This is a genomic window from Gilliamella sp. B2824, from assembly GCF_026536245.1.
GTDB lineage: Bacteria > Pseudomonadota > Gammaproteobacteria > Enterobacterales > Orbaceae > Gilliamella.
On sequence record NZ_JAFNON010000003.1, the window covers coordinates 223,337 to 249,362 of the forward strand.

At 35.3% G+C, this 26,026-nt stretch carries 21 protein-coding genes, 3 tRNA genes and 1 rRNA gene; 7 read left to right on the plus strand and 18 right to left on the minus strand.

Annotated features, from left to right (window positions below; genetic code table 11):
• Positions 1-13 precede the first annotated feature (13 nt).
• The 5 genes from J3U56_RS04695 to J3U56_RS04715 all read right to left on the minus strand — a co-directional run bounded on the left by J3U56_RS04695 (position 14) and on the right by J3U56_RS04715 (position 4,606).
• Positions 14-913: an L-ribulose-5-phosphate 3-epimerase gene (locus tag J3U56_RS04695; RefSeq protein WP_267366860.1), complete on the minus strand. Its 900-nt coding sequence runs from the start codon at positions 911-913 to the stop codon at positions 14-16.
• 63 nt (positions 914-976) lie between these two features.
• Positions 977-1,621: a 3-keto-L-gulonate-6-phosphate decarboxylase UlaD gene (locus tag J3U56_RS04700; RefSeq protein WP_267334477.1), complete on the minus strand. Its 645-nt coding sequence runs from the start codon at positions 1,619-1,621 to the stop codon at positions 977-979.
• Positions 1,622-1,642: 21 nt separating this feature from the next.
• On the minus strand, positions 1,643-2,335 hold the full coding sequence (locus J3U56_RS04705) for an L-ribulose-5-phosphate 4-epimerase (RefSeq protein WP_267334479.1): 693 nt from the start codon (positions 2,333-2,335) through the stop codon (positions 1,643-1,645).
• 4 nt (positions 2,336-2,339) lie between these two features.
• Positions 2,340-2,813 carry a PTS sugar transporter subunit IIA gene (locus J3U56_RS04710; RefSeq protein ID WP_267334481.1) on the minus strand — a complete coding sequence of 158 codons (474 nt, stop codon included), beginning with the start codon at positions 2,811-2,813 and terminating at the stop codon, positions 2,340-2,342.
• Between the two features lie 26 nt (positions 2,814-2,839).
• The gene (locus tag J3U56_RS04715) at positions 2,840-4,606 is read right to left on the minus strand and encodes a PTS ascorbate-specific subunit IIBC (RefSeq protein ID WP_267347509.1); all 1,767 of its coding nucleotides are present in this window, start codon (positions 4,604-4,606) and stop codon (positions 2,840-2,842) included.
• 436 nt (positions 4,607-5,042) lie between these two features.
• On the opposite strand from J3U56_RS04715, the gene ulaR reads away from it, so the two are divergent.
• Positions 5,043-5,804, plus strand: coding sequence for an HTH-type transcriptional regulator UlaR (ulaR, locus tag J3U56_RS04720; protein WP_267334485.1), 762 nt, complete (start codon positions 5,043-5,045; stop codon positions 5,802-5,804).
• Positions 5,805-5,825: 21 nt separating this feature from the next.
• A complete protein-coding gene (gene ulaG / locus J3U56_RS04725) occupies positions 5,826-6,893 on the plus strand; it encodes an L-ascorbate 6-phosphate lactonase (RefSeq protein WP_065634263.1) in 1,068 nt (355 codons plus the stop codon).
• A 494-nt stretch (positions 6,894-7,387) separates the two neighbouring features.
• On the opposite strand, the gene murJ is transcribed toward ulaG, so the two are convergent.
• The gene (murJ, locus tag J3U56_RS04730) at positions 7,388-8,926 is read right to left on the minus strand and encodes a murein biosynthesis integral membrane protein MurJ (RefSeq protein WP_267347507.1); all 1,539 of its coding nucleotides are present in this window, start codon (positions 8,924-8,926) and stop codon (positions 7,388-7,390) included.
• A 294-nt stretch (positions 8,927-9,220) separates the two neighbouring features.
• On the opposite strand from murJ, the gene J3U56_RS04735 reads away from it, so the two are divergent.
• The gene (locus tag J3U56_RS04735) at positions 9,221-10,780 is read left to right on the plus strand and encodes an AbgT family transporter (protein ID WP_267344012.1); all 1,560 of its coding nucleotides are present in this window, start codon (positions 9,221-9,223) and stop codon (positions 10,778-10,780) included.
• A gap of 23 nt (positions 10,781-10,803) precedes the next feature.
• Positions 10,804-12,033, plus strand: a complete 1,230-nt coding sequence (gene pepT, locus J3U56_RS04740) for a peptidase T (protein ID WP_267334492.1) — start codon at positions 10,804-10,806, stop codon at positions 12,031-12,033.
• A 681-nt stretch (positions 12,034-12,714) separates the two neighbouring features.
• Here the strand turns inward: pepT and J3U56_RS04745 are convergent.
• The 8 genes from J3U56_RS04745 to znuA form a co-directional block, all read right to left on the minus strand.
• Positions 12,715-12,790, minus strand: a tRNA-Lys gene (locus tag J3U56_RS04745).
• Positions 12,791-12,927: 137 nt separating this feature from the next.
• On the minus strand, positions 12,928-13,671 hold the full coding sequence (ybgF, locus tag J3U56_RS04750; protein WP_267344014.1) for a tol-pal system protein YbgF: 744 nt from the start codon (positions 13,669-13,671) through the stop codon (positions 12,928-12,930).
• A 63-nt stretch (positions 13,672-13,734) separates the two neighbouring features.
• Positions 13,735-14,217: a peptidoglycan-associated lipoprotein Pal gene (gene pal / locus J3U56_RS04755; RefSeq protein ID WP_065634268.1), complete on the minus strand. Its 483-nt coding sequence runs from the start codon at positions 14,215-14,217 to the stop codon at positions 13,735-13,737.
• A 165-nt stretch (positions 14,218-14,382) separates the two neighbouring features.
• Positions 14,383-15,678: a Tol-Pal system beta propeller repeat protein TolB gene (tolB, locus tag J3U56_RS04760; protein WP_416379616.1), complete on the minus strand. Its 1,296-nt coding sequence runs from the start codon at positions 15,676-15,678 to the stop codon at positions 14,383-14,385.
• 429 nt (positions 15,679-16,107) lie between these two features.
• Positions 16,108-16,917 carry a bifunctional DNA-formamidopyrimidine glycosylase/DNA-(apurinic or apyrimidinic site) lyase gene (gene mutM, locus J3U56_RS04765; RefSeq protein ID WP_267366863.1) on the minus strand — a complete coding sequence of 270 codons (810 nt, stop codon included), beginning with the start codon at positions 16,915-16,917 and terminating at the stop codon, positions 16,108-16,110.
• A 10-nt stretch (positions 16,918-16,927) separates the two neighbouring features.
• Positions 16,928-19,249: a bifunctional glycosyl transferase/transpeptidase gene (gene mrcB, locus J3U56_RS04770; protein ID WP_267366865.1), complete on the minus strand. Its 2,322-nt coding sequence runs from the start codon at positions 19,247-19,249 to the stop codon at positions 16,928-16,930.
• Between the two features lie 129 nt (positions 19,250-19,378).
• Positions 19,379-20,740 carry a murein DD-endopeptidase MepM gene (mepM, locus tag J3U56_RS04775; protein ID WP_267347505.1) on the minus strand — a complete coding sequence of 454 codons (1,362 nt, stop codon included), beginning with the start codon at positions 20,738-20,740 and terminating at the stop codon, positions 19,379-19,381.
• A gap of 28 nt (positions 20,741-20,768) precedes the next feature.
• Positions 20,769-21,725: a zinc ABC transporter substrate-binding protein ZnuA gene (znuA, locus tag J3U56_RS04780; RefSeq protein ID WP_267344015.1), complete on the minus strand. Its 957-nt coding sequence runs from the start codon at positions 21,723-21,725 to the stop codon at positions 20,769-20,771.
• A gap of 93 nt (positions 21,726-21,818) precedes the next feature.
• Here znuA and znuC point away from each other — a divergent pair, with 93 nt between their 5' ends.
• The 3 genes from znuC (at position 21,819) to J3U56_RS04795 (ending at position 25,043) form a co-directional block, all read left to right on the plus strand.
• The gene (znuC, locus tag J3U56_RS04785) at positions 21,819-22,583 is read left to right on the plus strand and encodes a zinc ABC transporter ATP-binding protein ZnuC (protein ID WP_267334506.1); all 765 of its coding nucleotides are present in this window, start codon (positions 21,819-21,821) and stop codon (positions 22,581-22,583) included.
• 11 nt (positions 22,584-22,594) lie between these two features.
• A complete protein-coding gene (znuB, locus tag J3U56_RS04790; protein ID WP_267334508.1) occupies positions 22,595-23,404 on the plus strand; it encodes a zinc ABC transporter permease subunit ZnuB in 810 nt (269 codons plus the stop codon).
• A 115-nt stretch (positions 23,405-23,519) separates the two neighbouring features.
• On the plus strand, positions 23,520-25,043 hold the full coding sequence (locus J3U56_RS04795; protein WP_267334510.1) for a YifB family Mg chelatase-like AAA ATPase: 1,524 nt from the start codon (positions 23,520-23,522) through the stop codon (positions 25,041-25,043).
• A gap of 5 nt (positions 25,044-25,048) precedes the next feature.
• On the opposite strand, the gene J3U56_RS04800 is transcribed toward J3U56_RS04795, so the two are convergent.
• The 4 genes from J3U56_RS04800 to rrf all read right to left on the minus strand — a co-directional run bounded on the left by J3U56_RS04800 (position 25,049) and on the right by rrf (position 25,832).
• Entirely contained in the window at positions 25,049-25,387 is a 339-nt protein-coding gene (locus J3U56_RS04800) for a DUF413 domain-containing protein (protein WP_267334512.1), read from the minus strand.
• A 131-nt stretch (positions 25,388-25,518) separates the two neighbouring features.
• Positions 25,519-25,594 (minus strand) — tRNA-Trp (locus tag J3U56_RS04805).
• An 8-nt stretch (positions 25,595-25,602) separates the two neighbouring features.
• Positions 25,603-25,679, minus strand: a tRNA-Asp gene (locus J3U56_RS04810).
• A gap of 37 nt (positions 25,680-25,716) precedes the next feature.
• Positions 25,717-25,832, minus strand: a 5S ribosomal RNA gene (rrf, locus tag J3U56_RS04815).
• Between the last annotated feature and the right edge of the window lie 194 nt (positions 25,833-26,026).

Sequence of the window (26,026 nt, forward strand, 5' to 3'; positions counted from 1 at the left end):
TAGCGTTTTGATTTTAATCAAGTGAAGAAAAAAGCGGGAAATTAGCCTGCTGAGCAATAGCCTTTAATCGTTGCTGAGCTAGGATGATATTATCTTTCCAATGATCATCATTAGCCCACATTTCGATAACCAGTGGCGCACAATAATTCATTAATTTCAATGTGTTAAATACTGCGGCAAAATCAACTTCTCCTTCACCAATAACTAAATCCCTAAATTGCCCGGCATAATTGGGTTTAACTTTATAGGTATCTTTTAGGTGTATTTGAACAATATGATTGCGACTGAGTAAAAGCTCAGTACTAATATCAAAGTTCCATCCCGATATATTACCCACATCAGGATAAGCCATAAAATAAGGTGAGTTGATTTCTGTCTTTAGGATTTCAAATTTACTTAACGAGTTAAGATAATTAGTATCCATAATTTCTACAGCTAACATCACGCCTGCTTTTTCTGCTTGTTTCGCGCACCATTGCATACCCGCAATAAATCGTTGATGGGTTTGTAAGTCAGCAGGTTCATAATACACATCATAACCCGCTAATTGAATTACTCTTACACCTAATTTATAAGCAAATGAAATTGCTTTAAGCATAATCATTTTGGCTTGTTCGCGGATCGTTGGATCCGCTGATCCAAACGGATACTTACGATGTGCACTTAGGCATATCGAATGAAAAAAAATGCCATTTTTTTCACATAAATGTCGTAAGGCATAAATGTCATCGTCACACCAATCTAGCCTTGCTTGACGCTCTTGAGATTCATCAATAGACAGTTCAATAAAATCAAAACCTAAAGACTTTGCTTCAGTCATTTTTTGTTGCCATGAAAGTTGATTAGGCAACGCTTTTTCATAAATACCAATACCAGGCGCGTGTTTAACAAAATTTATTGTTTGTTCAGTCATAATTTATGATCCAATAACATGAGGAAAAACAAAAACAGTCGATTACTCGACTGCAATGTAAAATTACCAATATTTAGCAATTTGCTCCCTCAACGCTTGGGCTGTTTGCTGTCCATTTTCATTGGCTAACGCACGACCAGCAATAAAAGCTTTAGTTTTTATTCCAGCAAACAGATGAATATCTTCAGGAACAATGCCGCCAGTGATGGAAAGTTCTAAACCTAAATCAGAAAGTTGACGCATTTTAATCAAATCTTCTTCACCCCAACCAACTCCAGCTAATTCGGCATCACGAGAACGATGATAGATAGCTTGTTTAATACCTAATTTACGCCATGCTTTAGCATCATCGAAAGTCCAATGACCATATAGTTCAATTTGAATTTCACCCCCAAATTCATCAGCCACTTTTTTACACGCCTCAATGGTGGCAATATGCGCTGCTGCCGATACTGTCAGCCAATCGGCGCCTGCTGAAAACGCCATCTTAGCTAAAATTGCACCGCCATCAGTGGTTTTTAAATCACACACTAAGATATGATTTGGATGCTTCTCTCGTAAAGTTTTTACCCCGTTAATTCCGGCACCAAAAGCCAAGATGGTACCCACTTCAATGATATCAACAAATCCAGCAACATTATTGGCGACAGCTAAAGCGGGTTGCAATTCAGTTTGATCTAATGCGATTTGTAGTTTTGGTTTTGTCATTTTATTTTCCTCTTATAAGAACTATTTTTGCCCATAATAAGCATTTGCACCATGCTTACGGAAATAGTGTTTATCTGACAACGCTTGTTGAATTTTAATTGTTTTATTGAGTTGACGAGTGGCAATAGCCATCATGGCGACTTCTTCAAGGACAACCGCATTATGTACAGCATCAAAAGCATTTTTACCCCAACAAAATGGAGCATGACCTGAAATCACAGCACCAGGCATTGCCATTGGATCGAGTCCTCGACGTTTAAACTCTTCAATAATAACCAGACCGGTATTTTTTTCGTAATCAGAGGTAATTTCGCTATCAGTAAGTCGACGGGTACACGGAACATCACCATAAAAGTAATCAGCATGAGTGGTCCCTAACGCTGGCACATCTAACTCAGCTTGAGCCCAGACGGTGGCATAACGAGAATGGGTATGGACAATACCACCAATATGTTCAAACGCTTTGTAAAGCTCAATATGTGTTGCAGTATCACTAGAAGGATTTAACTTACCTTCCACTGTTTCACCGGTTAATGACACCACCACAATATCCTCAACTGTCATATTGTGATATTCAACCCCAGAAGGTTTAATAGCAATGACACCTTTTGCTCGATCAATTTCTGAAACATTACCCCAAGTAAAGGTCACCAAATGATATTTGGGTAATGCTAAATTGGCCTGTAATACTCTCTCTTTTAAAGCTTGATACATAGAATTAACCCCCCAATAAAGCTTTATCAATCACAGCATAAACATCTTCTTTATTGTTACATGCTCGTAACTTATCTAGATCGATGCCGGTAGGGCTATTTTCATCTTCTAAAATTTGGGTGACCTCCATTAAGCCTTGCATATGTTCATCAGAAGTACTGCCTGCTAAGGTCACTAATACATCGACAGGTTCTTCTTCCCCTTGAAAATAGACTGGTTTATTTAGTGTGACTAATGCAAAAGCAGTTCGGTTAACGCCATCTTCAGGTCTGGCATGAGGCATAGCAAAATTAGGGGCAATAATGATGTAAGGTCCCATAGTGTTCACACAGCGAATAATCGCATCATAATAAGAGGGTTGAATTGCTTTAGATGCGACCAACATATCAGTACCTAATTTAACAGCTTCTTGCCAGGTTGCGGCATTTGCGTTAAGTAAAATAGAGTTGTTTTCTATCAATGATTCTTTCAAAGCCATGTTGTACTCCCTTTTTATTCAATAAATTATTTAGCAAGCACTTTGTTAATCAGTTCAATAAGTTCATCACCAAATGTTTGCGGATTTAACATATTTTGTACCCCCAAAGCGTGCTGACCTTCATTAACCTCAATTTCATTAATTAAGTGTTTAGAAGCCACAATAATGTCAACATTCGGTAATCGTGATTTGTAATCAGTCACCGCACACGAATCCATAACATTAGCAATGCCTTTTTTATCAAGATAATTGGCAATTTTCATTTTCATCATCATCGATGAACCTTGACCACTACCACATACCGCAAGAATACGTATTGGACGTCCTTCGCTAATTGCTACCTCATCCATTTTTTCAACGACTTGTTCATTAAAATCTTGCTGGGTATCATTCGTGTCGGCTTGTATTTTTTGATTGGCTTCATCGCGTCGTAATTGTTTAGCGGCAAAGAACATATACACTAAAGCCAAAGCAATAATGAGATAGATAAATAAGTGAGAAATTGATAGACCTTGTAAAATAGGTGGGAATAAAATTGCCCAGTCAGCCATGCCCATCCAAGAATCGATTGGTGTGCCATTTTGTGCAAAAATATGAATAACCCAAGCTGAACCAAATACTTCAACCATGCCCATGGCAAAACAAATCTTCATTACCGCTTTCCAACCGCCAAAGTGGTTTGCAAACACCCCAATAGTGGCATTAGAAAAGAACATCGGAATAAAACCTGGAATAATCATAATCGGCGATTTAAATACCAGTAATAAAGCAATTGCTAAAAATTGCCCTAATGCACCCCAAATAAAACCAAACACCATTGCATTAGGTGAAAAAGCATAAATTGCTGCACAATCGATCGCTAATACTGCATTAGGAATAAGTTTTTCAGATATACCTTTAAACGCTTCAGACAATTCAGCAACAAACATTCTTACGCCACCAACAATCACTTGGATTGCTACCGCGAATTTAAGCCCTGTTTCTAAAATATAGATTGTCCAATGCGTTGAACCGGCCATGGTTTGTAAGTTATCTAAACCAAATGACAGTAAAATAATGCCAAAAAAGAAGGTCATCACAATAGCTGTAGCCGCGATACTATCGTGAAAAATATGTAACCATTTTGGTAATTTTAAATTATCAACAGAATCATTTTTATCCCCAAGCTTAGGGGCTAATTTAACGGCAATCCAAGAGCCTAACTGTTGCTGATGACCAATAGAAAACCCTGCCCCACCTGTTACTGCTTCAGTTGGCTTAAACATCATGTTGGAAAATATTCCCCAATATAAAGCGGTAATAATTGCGGAGTAGATGATGGTTTCCCACATACCGTAACCAAACAGAAAATAAAATAAGGTAATAAGTCCTACTTGTTGGAACATAATATGACCGGTTAACATAATGGTTCGAATACCGGTAATACGTCGAAAAATAACTAAAAGGATATTGATAGCCAGTGCCAGTAATACCGCATATCCGACCCAAGAGTAATGTTCTCCCATACCATTTTCAACAGCAACCATCGAAGCATAAGTATCAATAATCGATCCTTTAATGCCATGATATTCCGCTAACTTGGCAATAACGGGTTTAAATGTTGAAACCAATACCCCCGAACCGACTTGCAATAACATAAAGCCGACAATTGTTTTGATGGTTCCTTTTAAAATTGTGGTAACGTCTTTACCTAATAGGCAGTACCCCAGCATCGTTACTAACCCTAGTAATAAAGGTGCTTTGGTCATGACTTGACTATAAAAAATATAAAATACGTTATAGATTACTTCCATATGCCCCTCTCATTGATTATGGGCATTTTTTAAATTGAAAGTTGATACTACGCTTACAATTTATAGATAAACTTTATCCTAATGCCCTTTATATGGTTGTTCACTATTAAGTGAATCTTTGAGCTTAATTAATACGGTATGTTGTTAATCAAATTTATTTAATTAACGCTTGCTATATTCCATAATCATAATGAATCACACAATGATTATTTATGATTATTTTGATTGAGATCACTTTTCCCAATAACCAACAGCAATATCTGTGATCAACTTCACATTACAATGAAAAATAATGACAATAAATTAAATCTATATTTATACTTACCAATATTAAATTTAGATTTAAACAAATAAATCAATGAAGATAATTGACAAGTTTTGCAATGATAATTATTATCAAAGTAATCAAATTTGATCAAATCATTAAGGAACATAAATGAATGAAATAACGCGACATAACGAAATCGTCGCTTTAGTTAATGAAAAAGGTGAAGTGAAAGTGACAGAATTAATTGATCACTTCGGTATATCACCGGCCACAGCTAGACGAGATATCACCAAGTTAGATCAGGAAGGTCGAGTTAAAAAAGTACGTAATGGTATTATGCGTTTAGAGGAGCAAAAGCCTATCTGGGCACCAATAGCCAACAACAATACTGATCATTATCACGAAAAAGCGCGAATTGCTATTCGAGCAGCCAAATTATGTGGTAACGATGAAAATGTCGTGATTAATTGTGGTTCAACCGCATTTTTATTAGGTCGGGAATTATGTGGAAAAAATGTCTCTATCATCACGAATTACTTTCCACTCGCTTGTTACTTAATAGAACATGATCATGAAAACGTCATTATTATGGGCGGTTTATATAACAAAACCCAAAACATTATTCTTAATCCAATCGCAAGCATTACCGATTCTTATGCAGCTAAATGGATGTTTACTAGCGGTAAAACATTAACACCCACCGGTCTTTACAAAAATGAAATTTTAAGTGCAGTAGCCGAGCAACAAATATTAGAAAAAGCCGAAAAATTAGTGGTTGTCGTTGATAGTTCAAAAATCGATACCAAAGCAAACTCTGGCATGCTTTTTTGCCCAGTAAACAAGATTGATATTTTAATTACAGGCACACAAGCGAATAAGGAAGTGATTGAATGCATTAAGAAGCAAGGAGTTGAAGTGATATTAGTCTAACTATTAAATAAGGAACATAGTATGAGTAAAGTAAACGAAATTACCCGTGACTCTTGGATTTTAAATACCTTCCCTGAATGGGGAACTTGGCTCAATGAAGAGATCGAAGCGACCGAAGTTAAGCCCAATACCTTTACCATGTGGTGGCTTGCCTGTACAGGAATTTGGTTAAAATCAGCAGGTAATACCAATATTTGTATCGATTTTTGGTGCGGTACGGGTAAAAAAACCCATGCTAATCCATTGATGAATAAGCAACATCAAATGATGCGAATGGGGGGAGTACGTGAATTACAACCTAACTTAAGAACCAGCCCATTTGTGTTGGATCCTTTTGCAATTAAAGAAATCGATGCAGTTATGGCAACGCATGATCATGCTGATCATATTGATGTTAATGTTGCAGCAGCCGTGATTCAAAATTGCTCACCTAAAGTTAAATTTATTGGGCCTAAAGCTTGTGTTGAGTTATGGAAAAGCTGGGGCGTGCCAGAAGATCGTTGTATTGTGGCTAAAGTGGGTGACACAATCACTGTAGGTGACATCACCATTAAAATACTAGATTCTTTTGATAGAACTTCACTTGTTACTCTTCCTAAGGGTGTTTCATCAACAGATAAAGCCATTTTAGATGGTATGAACGATCGCGCAGTTAACTACCTATTTGAAACATCAGGGGGCTCACTTTATCACTCTGGTGATTCACACTACTCTAACTATTATGCTAAACATGGTAATGATCATAAAATTGATGTTGCCTTACTCTCGTATGGTGAAAATCCTCGTGGTGTTACTGATAAGATGACATCTGCTGATATTTTACGTGCAGCAGAATCGCTTAACACCAAAGTTGTGATTCCTTTTCATCATGATATTTGGTCAAACTTCCAAAGTGATCCGCGAGAAATTGAAGTGCTTTGGCAAATGAAAAAAGATCGACTTGAATATCAATTTACACCATTCTTTTGGCAAGTTGGTGGTAAATATACTTACCCGACCGATAAAAATAAAATGCATTATCAACACTATCGTGGATTTAGGGATATCTTTACTGATGAACCAGAATTACCTTATCGTTCCTTCTTATAAGCAAGGTAATTTAAAATTATAGTTATTACGATTATAACTAAAAAAATTTTTAATTAGTTTTTAGGTTGGACGTTTAGTGATTTATAACTTCTGTTTTGCCACACTGACGTCCAAATTTTTTAAAATTGATTATTCATATTGCTCAAATAACTATTTAGCAAACAAATAAAATCGATATTTAATGCTGTGTATACCTGATTTGTTGTGGTTATTTACTACGTCTAAATTCGTAAAATCTATCCAGATAAAGCCAATTTAATTCCCAGCTTAATTTACTTTGTCATCCTACTGTATAAATAACAATCAAAAGTAAAATTGGCATAAATACGATTAAGAATTTAGCCCAAATCACAACATCATAGGCTAAATTCTAAATAATGATGATGAAAGTATAACGGCATTTAGCTAATGTTCACGCAATATTTAAAGCTAACTTCGCCGATAATAGTTTATGTTCAACGACTAATATAATTTAGTAAATTATCTTTTATTAATCAGTCAATACGTTTAATAAAATGCTTTAATTTAAAACCCATTGCAATAAGTGATGCAAAATAGACAAAAACGCCAACAATAACCAGTAAAAATAACCGTGCCAAACGCAGTAGCATTGAACCCGTTGACCAATCTGGTAATAGTTGTGCGCCAAGCCATAATACTATAGACATAAAAATGACTGCGATAATAACTTTAGTTAAAAATTTATACCATCCTGGTTGTGGTTGATATAGTTGTTTTTTACGTAGCTGCCAAAACAATAACCCTGCATTAAAACATGCCGCTAAACCAATTGATAACGATAAACCAGCATGTTGTAGTGGACCAATAAACACTAAATTCATCAACTGCGTTAAGATAAGCGTAATAATGGCTATTTTAACTGGCGTTTTAATATCTTGTCTGGAATAGAATGCGGGGGCTAACACTTTAATTAAAATTAGACCAAGTAAACCAATGGAATAAGCAACTAATGCACGTTGTGTCATTAACGTATCATTTAAAGTAAATTGTCCATATTCAAAGAGTGTTGAAATCAACGGTCGTGAAATAACCCCAAGCGCCACAGTACTTGGCAATGCCAATAAAAAACATAATCTTAATCCCCAATCCAACAATTCTGAATATTGTTGATGATGACCTTTCGAAAAGCTTTTAGCTAATGAAGGTAACAAAATTGTACCAAGAGCAACGCCAAGTACACCTGCTGGAAATTCCATTAAGCGGTCAGCATAATACATCCAAGAAACCGAACCAGAAATTAAAAATGAAGCGAAAATAGTATTAATAATTAACGAAATTTGTCCAACAGAAACCCCTAAAATTGCCGGCCCCATTTGTTTTAATACACGCCAAACACCGCTATCTTTAAAATTAATACGCGGTAAAACTAGCATGCCAATTTTTTTTAAAGCAGGAAGTTGATAAAGTAATTGTAAGATGCCACCAACGACTACCGATACAGCTAATGCTAACACCGGTGGATTAAAATAAGGCGTTAAAAATAGCGTAAATATGATCATGCTAACATTGAGTAAAGTTGGCACAAAAGCGGGGACAGAAAAGCGATTCCAAGTATTAAGTATTGCACCAACAAGTGACGCAAGCGAAATAAAAAAGATATAAGGGAAAGTAATTTGTAATAAGCTGGTGGCCAGTTCAAATTTTTCGGTAGATTCTTGCATAAAACCAGGTGCGGTTAACATAATGACAAAAGGTGCAGTTACTATGCCGATTAATGTCACTATAGCTAATACTAATGTTAGTAATCCTGCAACATAAGCAACAAATGTACGAGTAGCGTCAACACCTTGTTGGTTTTTATATTCAGCTAAAATTGGTACAAAAGCTTGTGAAAAGGCACCTTCAGCAAAAATACGTCGAAGTAAATTAGGCAATTTGAAAGCAACAAAAAACGCATCGGTTGCCATTCCTGCCCCAAAATAACGGGCAATAATAGCATCACGTACAAATCCTAATACACGCGATACCATTGTCATAGAGCTTACGGCAGCTAAAGATTTTAAAAGATTCATATTCGATTTATATACAAAGTATATAACTTAACACTGACAATGAAACATAGTCTACAAACTATTCGTTTAAAGCACCATGCTTTTTTCAATAAACTTAGTTTTGAAGAAAATGCTATTTTTGCAAACAATGACGAAGTTAATTTATAAAAAAGTCGAAGTAACATCATACTTATGTAAAAGTGATTAAGGTTAACATAATGTTTAAGTATAAAAACCATACGTTTTTGCTTATTTGCCTGCACTATAAATATGTGATAAATTGACGCCCCGAACAACATTTACACTAATTTTTTTATGAATCAAACAACAAATCCGTCACCTATAAAAACGGGCGGCTTTTTAAATACTATTGAACGAATAGGCAACAAAATCCCCGACGTAACAACACTTTTCTTTTATGCTTTAATTATCTGCTTTATTGCCTCTTTATTACTTTCTTTTGTCAGTTTCGATTACATCAACCCTGTTACCAAAGAAAAACTAGTTGTCGCTAATATGCTAGCACCCGATCATTTAGTAACTTTTTTTACTAAAATGGTCCCAAATTTTGTTAGCTTTCCACCTCTTGGTATTACTATCGTTGCCACATTAGGTATTGGTATTGCTGAAAGTAGCGGCTATATTCATGTGTTACTCAAAAAGTTATTGGCAGTTACACCTAAAAAATTGGTCACTCCATCAGTCATTTTTGTTAGCATGGTTTGTCATATTGCGTCAGACTCAGCTTATGTTATTTTAATGCCGGTATCAGCCATGATGTTTTATGCCACTGGTCGTCATCCTCTTGCGGGCATTGCTGCCGCTTTTGCGGGATTAGCCGGTGGTTTTAGCTCTAGTTATACACCCTCAATTATCGATCCTATCATGCAAGGCTTTACCCAAAGTGCTGCACAGATCATCGATCCATCTTATCAAGTTAATGTGCTTTGTAACTATTTTTTAAGTTTTGGCGGTACTTTTTTTGTTCTACTAGCTTGTTGGTTTGTTACCGATAAAATCGTTGAGCCCCGCTTAAAGGCCAATATGCCTATAAATACTGATTTACAGTTAGATAACCTTGCTGATTCACCAGCAATCACCCCTATTGAAAATCGAGCATTTAAAGTTGCATCAATCGTATTTTTAGTCATCGCTGCTGGTTTGGTACTTTTATTATTACCACAAGACTCTTTATTACGTGCACCTGATGGCAGCTTAACAAGTAATAAAGCACCAATTATGCAAATTATTGTGCCATTATTATTTGTGTTTTTTGCAATTCCGGGCTTGATTCACGGCTTTATTACTGGGGCATTTAAGTCTTCTCGCGATATTGTTAAATCGATGGAAAATATCACTAAATCACTTATTCCTTTTATTGTTTTTGCTTTCTTTTGTGCGCAATTTTTATATGTGTTTTCCAATTCTCAAATAGGCACATTGATTGCAATTGGTGGCGCTGAGTTTTTGAAAGCGTTACATTTACCTTCGGTGGTAACAATATTTGGTGTGATCATTTTAACCAGTATGTTAAATGTGTTAATTACCTCTGCTTCATCTAAATGGGCTATTTTGGCACCAATTTTTGTGCCTATGTTAATGTCTGTGGGTATTTCGCCTGAATTAACGCAAGCCGCTTACCGTATCAGTTCGGCAGTGAACGTAAGCACACCTATGTTTGCGTTTTACCCGCTAATTATTGCCTATTGCCAGCAATACTGCAAAAACACAGGAGTGGGCACATTAAGTTCTATGATGATTCCTTATACTGCCGCGCTGCTTATTGCATTAACTGTAAACTTGTTACTCTTTTGGTTCTTAGGTCTACCAATTGGGTTTGATAGTGGTTACGTTTATCCACCCGTAAATAATTAGTACCAATAAGAGGTCATTTTATTATGAATATTACTGAACAATTAGTTGAACGTTTTTTGCGTTATGTTAGTGTTCCAAGTCAAAGTGTAGTTGGATCTGCGCAAGTACCTTCTACTCCTGGACAAACCGAATTAGCTAAATTACTTAAGCAAGAATTGATTGAACTGAATTTGCAAGATGTACATCTTGATGAGCACAGTATTGTTACGGCTAAATTACCGGGCAATAATCCACATGCCCCTAACATTGGTTATGTTGCTCATTTAGATACGGTGGATGTAGCCTTATCAGATAAAATTCACCCTCAACGCGTTACCTTTAATGGTGAGGATATTTTATTAAATAAAGATAAAGACATCTGGTTTAAAGTTAATGAACACCCTGAATTAAATAAATACCTTAATCAAGAGTTGATTGTCACTGATGGCACAAGTGTTCTAGGTGCAGATAACAAAGCCGCAATTGCAATAGTTATGACGATGTTAGATCAGTTACAAAAGCAAAATTGTACTCATGGTGATATCTATGTGGCTTTTGTACCTGATGAAGAAGTCGGTTTAAATGGCGCTAAAAAACTTGATTTGAACCGTTTTAAACCTGACTTTGCTTATACTATTGATTGTTGTGAGTTGGGTGAAGTGGTGTACGAAACATTTAATGCTGGTTCAGCAATCATTGATATTACAGGGGTATCTGCCCACCCAATGTCAGCTAAAAATGTATTAATCAATCCTATACGCGTTGCAAATGATATTATTAATTGTTTTGATAGTTTCGAAACGCCTGAACACACAGAAGGTAAAGAAGGCTATTTTTGGTTTAATGATATCGTTGGTAACCAAAGTACTACGACACTAAAAATGAGTATTCGTGACTTTGATTTAGCAAAATATCAAGCTCGTAAAGCATATATTCAAGACGTAGTAGACTTTATTAGTCGTAAATATCCAAGAGCTAAAATTGAATGTAAAATTACAGATACTTACAGTAATATTGCCAACTATTTAGGTGATGATCGTCGCTGTATCGATTTAATTTATCAATCATTTGAACAATTGAATATTGAGCCTAATACTATTGCTATGCGTGGTGGTACTGATGGTTCGGCACTATCAGCAAGAGGATTAACCACACCTAATTATTTTACAGGTGCTCATAACTTTCACTCTTGCTTTGAATTTTTACCATTATCATCGTTCCTTAAATCATTTGAAGTAACAATGAAAATCATCGAATTAGCAAATAAAGTTTGATCATCTAATGAAAGAGGGAAATTATTCCCTCTATTTAAATTATACATTGTATCAATGAGTTACAGCTTTCTGCTTTCAACTTTAATTTGAATTGAAATCTATCATACATTTAGCAAGCTACAGCACTCTAGATTTATAACTTACCGTCATAACAAAGGTGCACGGCTTACCAGACATACGACTTCAACGTTAATATTCTTTACCTAACAAATTAGTTAAAGCAAACAAGGCTTATAAAAATTGCGATAAATAAACCTATAACTTTCATTTTATACTGTAAATCCAGAGTATTTAGATTGATTATTATTATTGATTTTTAATCCTATAAACCTATTTTTATGAGGTAGATAACCAATACCAAAGTAACCTCAATTTTTAGTGACATCAGATAAGTATCTATCTTTATTAATAGTTTTTTTTATCGTTATAAAAATAAATCAAGCTCATAGAAAATAGGGCATGAGGTTTAAGTTAGGTGATTACTCAAAAAATACTATTTTTAGTAATATTTTTTAGCTTGCAGGATAATTTCACTGAATAAAAATGTTTACTTTAGCTATTCAAGTCTAATACTAAGTAAAGTTGAAATCTATTCTAAACTAATTAATATCGAACTGATTCACTGGAGTTTAATATTTTTTAAATTGGTCTGTTTTGATATTTGAAATATGAAGATAAGGATGGTGGGTCGTGAGCGATTCGAACGCTCGACAAACGGATTAAAAGTCCGCTGCTCTACCGACTGAGCTAACAACCCATTTTAGATAAGAATTGCAATGTCCTTAAGAATTAAAGTTACAAGCAATTTCGGGTTGCTATATTACTTACTATTATCAAGCAGTGCAACCCTTTTCTTGCTTTTTGCATCCAATAGCTGGTTATTTATACATTTTACTAAAGTGATGCTAATTTTTTATTAGCAAGATCAACGGTATTTTTATCTTTAGGATATTTACTGACAACTTGTTGAAAAACGGTTTTAGCAGTTTTTTTATCGCCTTTGTCCAATAAGATTATACCAACCTTATAAAGGCTGTCTGCTGCTTTAGGAGAAGCTGAAAAATCTTTTACGACTGTCGCATAATAAAACGATGCTTTATCTTTTTTCCCTTCTTTATAGTAAAGTTGACCTAGCCAATAATTTGCATTAGCTAGGTAACTTGACTTTGGGTAAGCTTCAATGAACTTTTGAAAAGCAGCGATAGAATCACTGTTTTGTTTACCCTCAGAGACATGCTGCATGATAAAGTTATAATCTGCTTTATCGTTACCTGATGTTGTCCAACTTGATAAGTCTGAAGATGGCGTAGCTGATTGAGAATCAGTAGATGGAGCAGGTGCAGGTGAAGACGAATTATCTTGTGAAGAATTAGTATTTGATGAGAATCCTGAACCACCAACCATTTGTTGAAGAATCATCTTTTGACGTTCTATAGTTTGGTTGAGTTGGTATTTAGTTTCTTCCAATTGACCACGAAGTGTATCCAAATCTGATTGTAAATCACTAATTTGTTGCTGATTTTGTATTAATAATTGACCTTGAGCTTGAACTGTTCTATCGAGCTCAGAACTACCAGCGGCACAACCATAACCGGTAAACAAAAGAAATAAGAACAATATGAGTGTTTTTTTATACATATTATATACTCGGCGTGAACTTTAAAATAAAACGGCTGAATTATCAGCCGTTATCACAAGCTATTAATAACCAGGGTAGGTTACTACAGCACGACGGTTTTTAGCATAAGCTGCTTCGTCATGACCTAATACAGCTGGTTTTTCTTTACCATATGATACTACTTGTACTTGTGAGCCAGAAACACCATTACCTTGTAGGTATGATTTAACTGCGTCAGCACGACGTTCACCTAAAGCGATATTGTATTCTGGTGTACCACGTTCATCGGCATGACCTTCAACAACTACGTTTACAGAAGAATTTGCACGCATAAATTCTGCATGTGCATTTAATAATGTAGTATATTCAGATTTAACATTATATTTATCAAAATCAAAATATACAGTATTAGTTTGTTGTAATCTGTGAAGTTGTTCTAAAGCTTCTTTTGACAAAGAACCGTTTGCACTACCGCCAGCATTGCTGCTTTTGCTTGATGAACATGCAGTAAGTGCGATTAATGGTAAAGCAACCGCAGCTACTTTAAGAAATTTAGAAAATTGCATTGTATTAACTCCTTTGTGTTTGAATAAATTATTATTTATATTTTATTTATCTGACTACTCAGTAACAATTATTACTAATTAGTCAGATTAGCGCTATATATTATAACGACCTAACATTTTGTACAATTTTAATATTCATAATATCGATTAAATTTTAATCTCTTCTTATAAATAAGGTGACCAAGCAGGGAATTTCACCTGTCCGTCAGTCGCTGGTAATTTAGCTTTGAAGTTACCATCAGTTGAAACTAAATTCAAAATTGTACCTAATCCTTGTGTTGAACTATAGATGATCATAGTACCATTTGGTGCAATACTTGGTGTTTCATCTAAGAATGTATCGGTTAAACGTTGATAAGTACTTGTTGACATATCATAACGAGTAATATGTTGTTCACCATTGTTAGTTGAAATCATTGCAATGAAAGAACCATCTGGTGCAACGCGCGCATTTTGATTTTGGGTATTATCCCATGTTAAGCGTTGTGATGTTCCACCATTAATATTGATACTATAAAGTTGAGGTCTACCTGCCTGATCTGATGTATAAACAATAGTTTGGCTATCTGGCATCCATGATGGTTCAGTATCATTACTGCGACCTGATGTAATTTGTGTGATTTTTTTAGAGCCCAAATTCATAACATACAAATTCAAACTCCCATCTTTAGATAAGGCGAATGCTAATTTACTACCATCAGGAGAAAATGCAGGCGCACCGTTATGTTTAGGGAAAGAAGCAACAGTTTCAGAAGCTCCACTATCTAGCGTTCTGATTACTAATGATGAATGACCACCCTCAAAAGTTACATACGCTAATTTTTTTCCATCTGGTGACCAAGCTGGTGACATTAATGGTTCCTTAGAACGATGTACTGTCATTTGATCAAAGCCATCATAATCAGATACTCGCAATTCGTGAGTAAACGGTCCTTTAGTTGTTTTTACAACATAAGCGATACGCGTTCTAAATGCACCTTTGATACCAGTTAGTGATTCGAAAATTTCATCACTAGCTGTATGTGCAGCATAACGTAACCAACGTTTTTCGATAGCGTATTGATTTTGAGCTAATACCGCACCCGGGCGAGTTACGGTATCGATTAATTGGTAACTGATAAGATATTTTCCAGAGGCATCAGGTTGAATAGTACCCACAACGACAGCAGAAACACCTAGTTTACTCCATAATGCAGGGTTAACTTCTGAAGGTGATGTTGGTCTTTGTGGCATGCTGCTCACATCAATAGGATTAAATTTACCACTATTACGTAAATCTGAAGCAACTATGTCTTCTATAAATTGTGGAGGCTCGCCCGAACCCGTCCATTTAAAAGGCACCACAGCTATTGGTTTAGCAGTACTAACACCATCGGTAATAATAATGCGAACTTCTGCATTCGCAATCATTGTATAAAATAACACAAAAAAAGTTATCAAAAAGCGAGAAGCAAATTTGATCATCTTAGATTCCTTAATAAAAACAAAATAAATTGCGTTAAAAATAAATGCAAACAAGAAATAACGCGCAAGAAAAATCCGTGATTTTTTAATATATTACAATCATTTAGTACTATATATTAAACTTTATAAAAGATTAAAACTTTTACAGTCAGAAAGATAGCCGATATCGCGTAACAAGTCCATACTCTTCAAAATAAAAAGATTTTCAAAATATTAACTTTTTACCTACTCGCTATTATCAATACATTTAAGATTAACAATTATGACTAAGTGATTAGTTGTATATACTAATCCGATTTTATTAAGGTTGAAAGAGGAATAATATACAATATTTAGACAAAATTATTTGATTATCCAGTACAAATATATCAGTTGTTACATACAAACAACAAAAACATAACATTATGATTTATTTTTATAAAATTATTATTTTTGGCATATCTCACAATAAAATGTATTACGTTGCCCTATTTTTTGTGATTTTATTTCGGTTTGGCAAAGATAACATTTTTCGCCATCTCGACCATACACTTGCAGTTTTTGAGCAAAATAGCCAGGTTTACCATCTGATTGAAGAAAATCTTTAAGGGTTGTACCACCTTGTTCAATCGATTTAGCCAAAACATGTTTAATAGCTATCACTAACTGTTCAAATTCGAATAAAGATAAAGTATTTACTTTACGATTAGGGTTTATTTTTGCCATAAACAGTGATTCTGATGCATAAATGTTACCAACCCCCACTACTATAGGGTTATCCATAATGAACGTTTTAATTGGCACATGACGATTTTGAGCTTTTGAGAATAAATATTTGGCAGTCAATTCATCACTTAATGGTTCAGGCCCTAGATGCTGTAACTGAGTAACGTGGTCAAGGTTTTTTGCCCAAAGCCAAGAACCAAAACGCCTTGGATCGGTATAACGTAATATCACACCATTTTCAAGAATTAAGTCTACGTGATCATGTTTAGCGGCTTGTTGAGGATTTAATAATACCCTTAAACTACCAGACATACCTAAATGAATAATAATCCAATTATTAGGTAACTGGAGCAACAAATACTTTGCCCGTCGTTTTACATCTAAAATTTCTTGGCCATGAGCGTTGAAAATAGCTTTACTGATAGGCCAACGCAATTTAGATTGCCGAACAATAATTTGCTTAATGGTTTGTCCTTTAAGATAAGGCAGAATCCCTCTTTTGGTTGTTTCAACTTCAGGTAATTCAGGCATATTTAGTTACTCAATTATTTAACATATCAGTGACCCAAGTGGGTGCTTGCTGTCCTTGCATGGATTGATTATTACCCGAACACAAACTCTGAGGGTTGATAGTCCAAGCAGGTAATGTTCTACTACCACTGCCGTCACATTGCCATTTGCCATTACTATCAATAGGTATCATAAAAATATTTTGTGGCATAGGTAATACCAATTTTTTCGGAGGATTATTTTGTAAATACTCACTATAAATCTTCAATGCACCCGTTGCGCCGGTTAATTTCATCGGGGAATGATCATCAAGTCCAATCCAAATGACAGCAACATTTTTACCATCAATACCAGTAAACCAGCTATCACGCGAATCATTACTTGTCCCTGTTTTTGCAGCTAACTTAAATCCACTATATTTTGTTTTTAGCGATCGCGCAGTACCGGATTCAACAACTTGTTGCATAGCATAAGTTGTAAGAAACGCTGATTGTTGAGAAACCGCTTGTAACTGTTGAGGGTAACTTTGATAGACCAATTCACCTTTATCAGTTAATACGTATCTTAAAATGGTAAGCGGAGAACGTTGTCCATTGTTAGCAATAGTTTGAAACATCTGCGCTGTTTCTAAGGGAGTTAACTCCAAAGCACCAAGTAATCGTGATGGTAGATTAGGAATACGATCTGACGGTATACCTAAGGCTTCTAATGTATTTTTACTTGCATCTAATCCCAAGGCCATCCCTAAATTAACAGTGGGCACATTAAGTGAGAGTGCTAATGCATCAACTAACATCACTCTATCACGGAATTTACGATCATAATTTTTAGGTTCCCAATACGTGCCATTATCAAGTTTAATTGATATTGGTGTGTCATTGAGCCAACTATTTAGTTGATAGCGATCAGGTTGACCTAGTGCTGTTAAATAAGTGGAAGGTTTAGCTAAAGAACCAATTGCTCGCCTTGTTAACCAAGCGCGATTATAACCTGGGTAACGAGGCTCTGCACTACCAATAATGGAACGAATTTCGCCGGTTTCTCGACTCACAACGACCATCGCTGTTTGTAAATCTTTATTCGTTGATTTACGCAAAGCATCTATTTCGTTAGTAACAGCTTGCTCCGCAGCAGCTTGAGCAACAGGATCAAAGGTGGTAAAAATCTTCATGCCTGATAGGTGATCAGCTTTATCACCTAATTGTTTTCGTAATTCGCTACGAACGACTTGCATAAATGCAGGTTGAGGAGAAATAACCCCGCCCTTAGGTAAAACTGAAAGTGGACGCTGACTTAATAAATTATAAAGCTCATCATCTATAATTCCTTGTTGTTCAGTCAGTTTTAAAACAACATTTCGACGTTCAATCACTTGCTGTGGCTGTGTCCATGGATTATACAGTGATGCGCCTTTTACCATACCCACTAAAACAGCTTGTTGATCTAAAGTTAATTCATTAACGGGGCGACCAAAATAGTAAAGACTTGCTAACGGAAAACCATGAATCTCTTCACTGCCAGCTTGCCCAAAATAGACCTCATTTAAATAGAGTTCTAATATGCGTTCTTTACTGTAGCGAGCATCTAAAATTAGTGCCATATACGCTTCTCGTATTTTTCGAGATAAACTGCGTTCATTAGTCAAAAAAAGATTTTTAACCGTCTGCTGGGTTAAAGTACTTCCGCCTTCAGTACGTCCTGTAGTGAGGTTAACAAAAATTGCTCGTCCAATCGAATACAAGCTAACACCGTGATGATCATAAAAACGTTTATCTTCTGTGGCGATTAATGTTTGCAGCAAAGAATCAGGAAATTCTTTTAATGGAACAAACAATCGCTGTTCTCCATTTGGAGAGTGCATCATGGTAATTAATTTTGGATCAATGCGTAGTAAGCCAAAATCACGCCCTGTATCTAAATTAATAATACGATCAACGCGGTTTTCATAAAACGTTATTTTGACACGAAATGCTTGTTCTTCACCATCTGGAAAAGTAAAAGGTCGACGGTAAATTTCAATAGAATCATTACTAACAATAAATTCACCTGGGCGGGTGGCTTTAGTATCTTGCTGACGATACTGCGCGCCTACTAACATACTAACGACATCACTTAAACTATATTCACTATCAGGTTCAAGATCAATGATCTGACCATAAACTGCCGCTGGTAATTCCCATACGTTACCATCAATTCTCTCTTTTATTTGTTGATCAAGATAGATACCGTAAAGAACGGTCACTGCAACAAAAATAAGAAAAAGTTTAAACAATAACGACCAAAGTCTTCGCTTTAGTGTCATCTTATTTTTTTTAGCTTTTTTATTGGCTCGTTTTTGAGTTGATGTATTCAAACTGCACCTAAAATTTAGATTTTATGAAACTCGTCATATAATAACATATTTTTTAGCCGATATTATGGCATTGTTTGTGTAAAGAGTTTGAAGTAAGTATTCAGTTTAGTAGTTAAAAAATCACAAGCTTTAAAAAACAAGTTGGGATTTAATATCTTTAACTTTTTCTATGAATGCTTTTTTAGATTTACCAGTCAATCCTTCCGAAATTGGTAAACTTGCAGTTAACGGATTAACGGGTTTGTTATTAATATGTAATTCAAAATGTAAATGTGGACCTGTTGAACGACCAGTATTACCAGATAATGCTATTTTTTCACCTTGTTTTACTTGTTGACCTGGTTTGACTAAAATCTTGTCTAAATGCATATAAGTGGTCATATATTGCCGACCATGACGGATAGCCACATAATTACCTGCTGAACCACTATATTTGGCAATCACGACCTCACCATTACCAACAGATAAAACAGGCGTACCGCGAGAGACAGCAAAATCAACACCATTATGAGGCGTAACAATACCTGTAACAGGATGTAAACGACGAGGATTAAAATTGGACGATACCCGCGCTTGCTTAGCTAAAGGATACCGAAAAAAGCTTTGTGATAAACTGCCACCAGTTATATCATAATACTTACCATCATCAGCTAATACGGCATAATAATCTTTACTACCATTTTTAATTCTAACGCCTAATAGTTGACTGTTAGATAAACGTTTACCATGCATTTCTCTCGATAATACTACCGAAAATTTATCACCGACTTGCAATCGTCTAAAATCTAACCGCCATTGTAACGCTCGGGTTATAATGCCTATTTCACTACTGGTTAAACCACTTTTACGCGCATCGGCGACAAAATTAGCTTTAATTTCACCTTTAACAACCACATTTTCTGGAACGGCTTCTGCCGTTTCAGAACTCTCAATAAATTTATCGCCTGATTTTTCATATATACGAATATTATTACTAGAAATGGTCCAAGTAAAACTTTGTAGATTATGATCATCATCAGTTGTCCAACTAACTTGTTGACCTATTCTTAAATTTGCTAGTTGTTTGAATTTAGTGGTTAATTGATAAACATCATTTTTATTAACATTATAGCGTTGCAAAATATCATGCAAAGTATCGCCGCGCGCAATAGTATATTGCACGGTGTTGTCTTTATCATCAATAATGTCATCTAATTCATCTTTAACAATCTCATCTTCGGGAACATCTGATGATTCAGTAACCTCTTCATTTTTAGATTTTCCACCGACCACTTCTATTCGACCATCACCTACAACAACAGGAGAATTTACGTCATCGGTGACAGTCGTTTCTGCTTGAGGAGTTAAAGGAACATATTCCGTACGATCCAAATTAAGTGGTCGCCATAATATGGTAAATAAAATAACAATAAGAAGGACGCCTAATACTGAAAAATAGGGAGTTTTAAATTTATTTTTTTCAATACTAGGGGATTCAATCTTTCGTGCCAAAATTAACCTTAACTATTTATTATCTAAACTAATTCTTATCTAAACAATCCAACAGTTGCTGTGTTAATCTCAATAAAAATTGTGAATAGGCATTTTTTGATAAAGCGATATCTGTACCTAAGGGATTCAATTCCCCAATTCGAACATCAGTTCCATTCACTAATTTTTGAATAACTGCAGGGCTAAACTGTGGCTCTCTAAATACACATACTGCTTGATGTTCTTTCAACTCTTGTTTAATCGCATAAACCGTTTGAACACCGGGCTGTACTGCTGGATTTATGGTAAAACTTCCTAGGTTTTTTAATCCGAACTGTGACTCAAAATACCCGTAAGCATCATGAAACACAAAATATCCGCTATTTTGTACGTTAATCAGTTTTTTTGCAATGTTTTGTTCCGTTTCTGCTAGTTTAATAGTGAATTCGTTTAGATTTTCATCAATTAAATCTCTTTTATCAGGATATAAGTCGATAAGCTTATCGTGCACAGTCTTTGCAATGATTTTCGCTATCTGTGGAGAAAGCCATATATGCTCATCATATGAACCATGATGGTCATGGTCATGTTCATCATCTAAATCTAATTTTCCATGTTCATGATTTTGAGTACCCGTTCTAAGTAGTTTTTTGATGTCTGGTATCGCCATTAATTCTATCTGTTTGTCTTTATCTATACCTTTTAAAACGGTCGGCATAAAAGCTTCTAAATCCTCACCGACCCAAACAATTAATTGTGCTTGTTTGATTTTAACTAAATCAGAAGGTTTTAAAGAATAAGTATGGGGAGAAGCGCCATCGGGTAATAAAATATCAGTCTCGGTTACACCATAAGTTATAGCTTGAGTTATAAAACCAATAGGCTTGACTGAAGTTAAGACATTGGCATTGGCACGAATAGCAATACTTTGCGTAATAAATACCAAACTTAGTAGTATCAAAATCCGCCATAACTGTTTAAAATTTAGTGATATATATTTTTTCACATTATTACCTTATATTCATAAAATATGATATTATAGATGCATTAATTGTTATAATATAACATAACATGTCAGTGAGCAAGGATTTACACTAATATGACACAGCTAATTTCACTTGATAGGGTTTCGGTTGAACTTAACCAACAAAAGATATTAGATAATGTTTCATTTACTATCAGTACGAATCAAATCGTCACCTTACTAGGACCAAATGGCGCAGGTAAATCAACATTAGTCAAAGTTATCCTTGGACTAACCCCTTATTCTTCAGGAAGAATCAATCGTTCCGACAATTTAACAATTGGGTATGTTCCTCAATCCATTAAATTAAATCCAACTTTACCCATTACTGTAAAACGGTTTATGCGGCTAAATAAACGACTTAATAATGAGGATATCCTAAAAGTCTTAACAATGGTTAAAGCAGAATATTTAATCGATAAATCAATGCACCAGCTATCAGGTGGCGAATTACAACGCGTTTTACTTGCGCAAGCCTTAGCTAAACGTCCACAATTATTAATTCTGGATGAACCTACGCAAGGCGTAGATGTTAACGGACAAGTGCTATTATATGATCTCATTATTAATGCCAAAAATGAGTTTAATTGTGGTGTATTAATGGTTTCCCATGATTTGCATATTGTTATGGCAAAGACAGATGAAGTGATTTGTTTAAATCACCATGTTTGTTGTTCAGGAACGCCTGCTATTGTTTCTAACGATCCTGAATTTATTTCTCTTTTTGGTCAACATGGCGCATCACAAATTGCCGTTTACAAGCATCATCACAACCATCAACATGATCTTTGTAAGCAAGATGATGATCATCATAATAATTGCGTTACATGCTCTAATTAGGACATAAAACTATGATTGAGTTATTATTACCTTCATTGTTAGCTGGTTTGTGTCTGACAACAGTAACCGGACCATTGGGTACTTTTGTTGTTTGGCGCAGAATGTCATATTTTGGTGATACTTTATCCCATGCAGCTTTACTTGGTATCGCTTTTGGCTTTTTACTGCATATTAATTTATTCTATTCTGTTATTTTCATTACGCTTATTCTAGCTTTAGGTTTACTTTGGTTAGAAGCACAAAAACAATTACCAATAGATACATTGCTAGGAATATTAGCCCACAGCGCACTTTCTCTAGGCTTAGTCGTAATTAGTTTAATGGATAATATCCGTATCGATTTAATGGGATACTTATTTGGCGATCTTTTATCAGTGACGTTTATTGACGTCTATCAAATTATAATTTGTGTTGCATTAATAGGCATTTTATTATTATGGCGTTGGAATGATTTTCTCTTTATCACCGTTAGTGAAGAATTGGCATTTAGTCATGGTATTAACATTCAATTTACAAAACTGCTTTTAACGTTATTACTAGCTTTAACAATCGGTATTGCAATGAAGTTTGTTGGGGCGCTAATTATTACATCTTTACTGATAATTCCTGCTGCAACAGCAAAATACTATTCTAAAACACCGGAATCAATGGCACTAATTGCCATTATCATTGGAATGTTATCGATCATTTGTGGGTTATTATTCTCATTAATTTATGACACACCAACAGGACCATCAGTTGTATTAAGTAATACTTGTTTATTTTTTATATCATTGCTTATTTCAAAATTATTTTTAGGTGAAAAAACGAGTAAAATTTGAAAAAATTAAACATTTTTTGTGACTAAAAACGAATTAATTAAATTGGTTAATTTAAATATTACGCATAGTAATTAAGGTAATAACACAAATTAATTATTTAATTAAAGTAAATACTATGTCACTTGCAATTATTTATACTCGAGCATCAATAGGCATACAAGCACCTCAAATTAATGTCGAAATTCATATCAGTAATGGATTACCTGGATTTGTCTTAGTTGGTCTTCCTGAAGCAACGGTTAAAGAAGCAAAAGATCGCGTTAGAAGTGCAATTATTAATAGTGGTTTTACTTTTCCTTCCAAAAAGATCACAGTTAACCTGTCCCCTGCGGATCTTCCAAAAGAAGGCAGTCGCTTTGATTTACCTATTGCTATCGCAATTCTTGCAGCTACCGCACAAATTCCAACCGATAAATTGCTACATTATGAGTTTTTAGGTGAACTTGCTTTAACTGGCGATATTCGAGCAGTAAAAGGCGCGATTCCAGCGGCCATTTCATCACAAAAGAAAAAACGCACACTAATTATATCCGCAGAGAATCAATCTGAAATCTCGTTGATACATCAAAGCAACACCTTAATTACAAATAATTTGATAGAAGTCTGCCAACATTTATCAAATCAAACTAGTTTATCTTCAGTAGAATATCGGGAATATGAGAGTAATTATAACACCGATAGGAATTTAGAGGATATTATTGGACAAGAGCATGCTAAAAGAGCACTAGAAATAGCAGCAGCTGGTGGGCACAATCTCTTGTTTATAGGACCGCCAGGAACAGGTAAAACAATGCTAGCAACAAGGCTTACATCACTATTACCGCCACTCTCAGATGAAGAAGCCTTAGAAAGTGCAGCCATAACCAGTTTAGTTAGTGCAAATGGAACAATTAAAAACTGGCGTCAAAGGCCTTTCAGAGCACCTCATCATAGTGCTTCAACAGCGGCTTTAGTTGGTGGTGGTTCAATTCCTAAACCAGGTGAAGTGTCTTTAGCACATAACGGCGTGCTATTTCTAGATGAATTACCTGAATTTAATCGAAAAGTTCTAGATGCGTTAAGAGAACCAATTGAATCAGGAGAAATTATTATTTCTAGAGCTAATGCTAAAATCAAATTTCCAGCAAGGTTTCAACTTATTGCTGCGATGAATCCAAGTCCTACCGGTCATTATCAGGGAACGCATAATCGTACAACACCACAACAAATTATTCGTTATCTGAATCGACTTTCAGGACCTTTTTTAGATAGATTTGATATTTCTATAGAAGTACCGCTTTTACCTAAAGGAACCTTAAGTAAGAAAGTAACAACAACGGAAACAACCGAAATTGTCAAAAAAAGAGTGTTAGAAACAAGAAACAGGCAATTAAAAAGAAGTCATAAATTAAATAATCAACTAAACCCTAACGAAATTCAATGCTATTGCCAGTTATCGGAAGAAGATAATGAGTTTTTAGAACAAGCTTTAATAAAATTAGGACTATCAGCAAGAGCGTGGCATAGAATTTTGAAAGTATCACGTACAATTGCTGATTTAGATTTGTCTGATACCATAAAACGAAAACACATTTCAGAAGCACTGAGTTATCGTTCTATGGACAGGTTATTAATTCAATTACATAAAAACATTGGCTAATGATATTAATCATCAGTATCAACAAAATCATCAGTGACATCTACTTGTGGTTTGCCACCTGATAATGTGTGAAAACGTTTTGGCTTATTAATACGGGATAGATATTTTAACCAAGCTTTTTCAAATTCAGTGGAAGGTTCTTTTTTTCCTTTACAGACAGCAACAAATGATTTTTCTTCAGCTGTAACAGGCTTTCTGATTTCTGTATCTAGATCTTTAAAAGCACAGCCATGCTTTTCTAAAATTTGAGCCTCTTTAATTGTAAAATCTCCGTGGCGAGAAAATCCTCTAGGATAATTTTTATTATCAAAAAAACGTTGTTGACTTATAAAACTTTCAGCCATCTTATATCCTCTAAGTTGTAAAAGTAGTTGGGCGGGAATTATAATTAACTAAGTTAATCTGTAAACAAAATTTTTTTATTTATACTTGTAAAAACGACTGAACGGCTAAAATTAAGGCAAAACAATTATTTTGGCAGGGGCGGAGAGTCTCGAACTCCCAACACCCGGTTTTGGAGACCGGTGCTCTACCAATTGAACTACGCCCCTAAATAAGGTGGCGGAACGGACGGGGCTCGAACCCGCGACCCCCTGCGTGACAGGCAGGTATTCTAACCAACTGAACTACCGCTCCACCGTATTTGGTGTGTCTATAAAGCTAAAATTTAAAAGTCTGGCGGCACCCTACTCTCACATGGGTAATACCCACACTACCATCGGCACTACGGCGTTTCACTTCTGAGTTCGGCATGGGGTCAGGTGGGACCACCGCGCTATTACCGCCAGACATATTCTGTCTTCTCTTTCTCTCAATTGACGAACATTATCACATATCTTCACCAATCGCTCAATCCGGAACAAACTGTTTTATCAATCTTTAACCATCTTTCGATGACTTCTTACTCTCAACTTCGCGTATCCAAAACAACTCCGAGTTGTAAGGTTAAGACTCTCGGTTCATTAGTATCAGTTAGCTCAATG

What these genes read in the sequence shown, in the direction of transcription:
- ulaG (WP_065634263.1), top strand. Translation starts at nt 5,826, where the DNA reads ATGAGTAAAGTAAACGAAATTACCCGTGACTCTTGGATTTTAAATACC.
- J3U56_RS04735 (WP_267344012.1), top strand. Translation starts at nt 9,221, where the DNA reads ATGAATCAAACAACAAATCCGTCACCTATAAAAACGGGCGGCTTTTTA.
- J3U56_RS04710 (WP_267334481.1), bottom strand. Translation starts at nt 2,813, where the DNA reads ATGGCTTTGAAAGAATCATTGATAGAAAACAACTCTATTTTACTTAAC.
- J3U56_RS04695 (WP_267366860.1), bottom strand. Translation starts at nt 913, where the DNA reads ATGACTGAACAAACAATAAATTTTGTTAAACACGCGCCTGGTATTGGT.
- pepT (WP_267334492.1), top strand. Translation starts at nt 10,804, where the DNA reads ATGAATATTACTGAACAATTAGTTGAACGTTTTTTGCGTTATGTTAGT.
- mutM (WP_267366863.1), bottom strand. Translation starts at nt 16,917, where the DNA reads ATGCCTGAATTACCTGAAGTTGAAACAACCAAAAGAGGGATTCTGCCT.
- znuB (WP_267334508.1), top strand. Translation starts at nt 22,595, where the DNA reads ATGATTGAGTTATTATTACCTTCATTGTTAGCTGGTTTGTGTCTGACA.
- ybgF (WP_267344014.1), bottom strand. Translation starts at nt 13,671, where the DNA reads ATGTATAAAAAAACACTCATATTGTTCTTATTTCTTTTGTTTACCGGT.
- J3U56_RS04795 (WP_267334510.1), top strand. Translation starts at nt 23,520, where the DNA reads ATGTCACTTGCAATTATTTATACTCGAGCATCAATAGGCATACAAGCA.
- ulaR (WP_267334485.1), top strand. Translation starts at nt 5,043, where the DNA reads ATGAATGAAATAACGCGACATAACGAAATCGTCGCTTTAGTTAATGAA.
- J3U56_RS04800 (WP_267334512.1), bottom strand. Translation starts at nt 25,387, where the DNA reads ATGGCTGAAAGTTTTATAAGTCAACAACGTTTTTTTGATAATAAAAAT.
- znuC (WP_267334506.1), top strand. Translation starts at nt 21,819, where the DNA reads ATGACACAGCTAATTTCACTTGATAGGGTTTCGGTTGAACTTAACCAA.
- J3U56_RS04700 (WP_267334477.1), bottom strand. Translation starts at nt 1,621, where the DNA reads ATGACAAAACCAAAACTACAAATCGCATTAGATCAAACTGAATTGCAA.
- J3U56_RS04715 (WP_267347509.1), bottom strand. Translation starts at nt 4,606, where the DNA reads ATGGAAGTAATCTATAACGTATTTTATATTTTTTATAGTCAAGTCATG.
- pal (WP_065634268.1), bottom strand. Translation starts at nt 14,217, where the DNA reads ATGCAATTTTCTAAATTTCTTAAAGTAGCTGCGGTTGCTTTACCATTA.
- murJ (WP_267347507.1), bottom strand. Translation starts at nt 8,926, where the DNA reads ATGAATCTTTTAAAATCTTTAGCTGCCGTAAGCTCTATGACAATGGTA.
- J3U56_RS04705 (WP_267334479.1), bottom strand. Translation starts at nt 2,335, where the DNA reads ATGTATCAAGCTTTAAAAGAGAGAGTATTACAGGCCAATTTAGCATTA.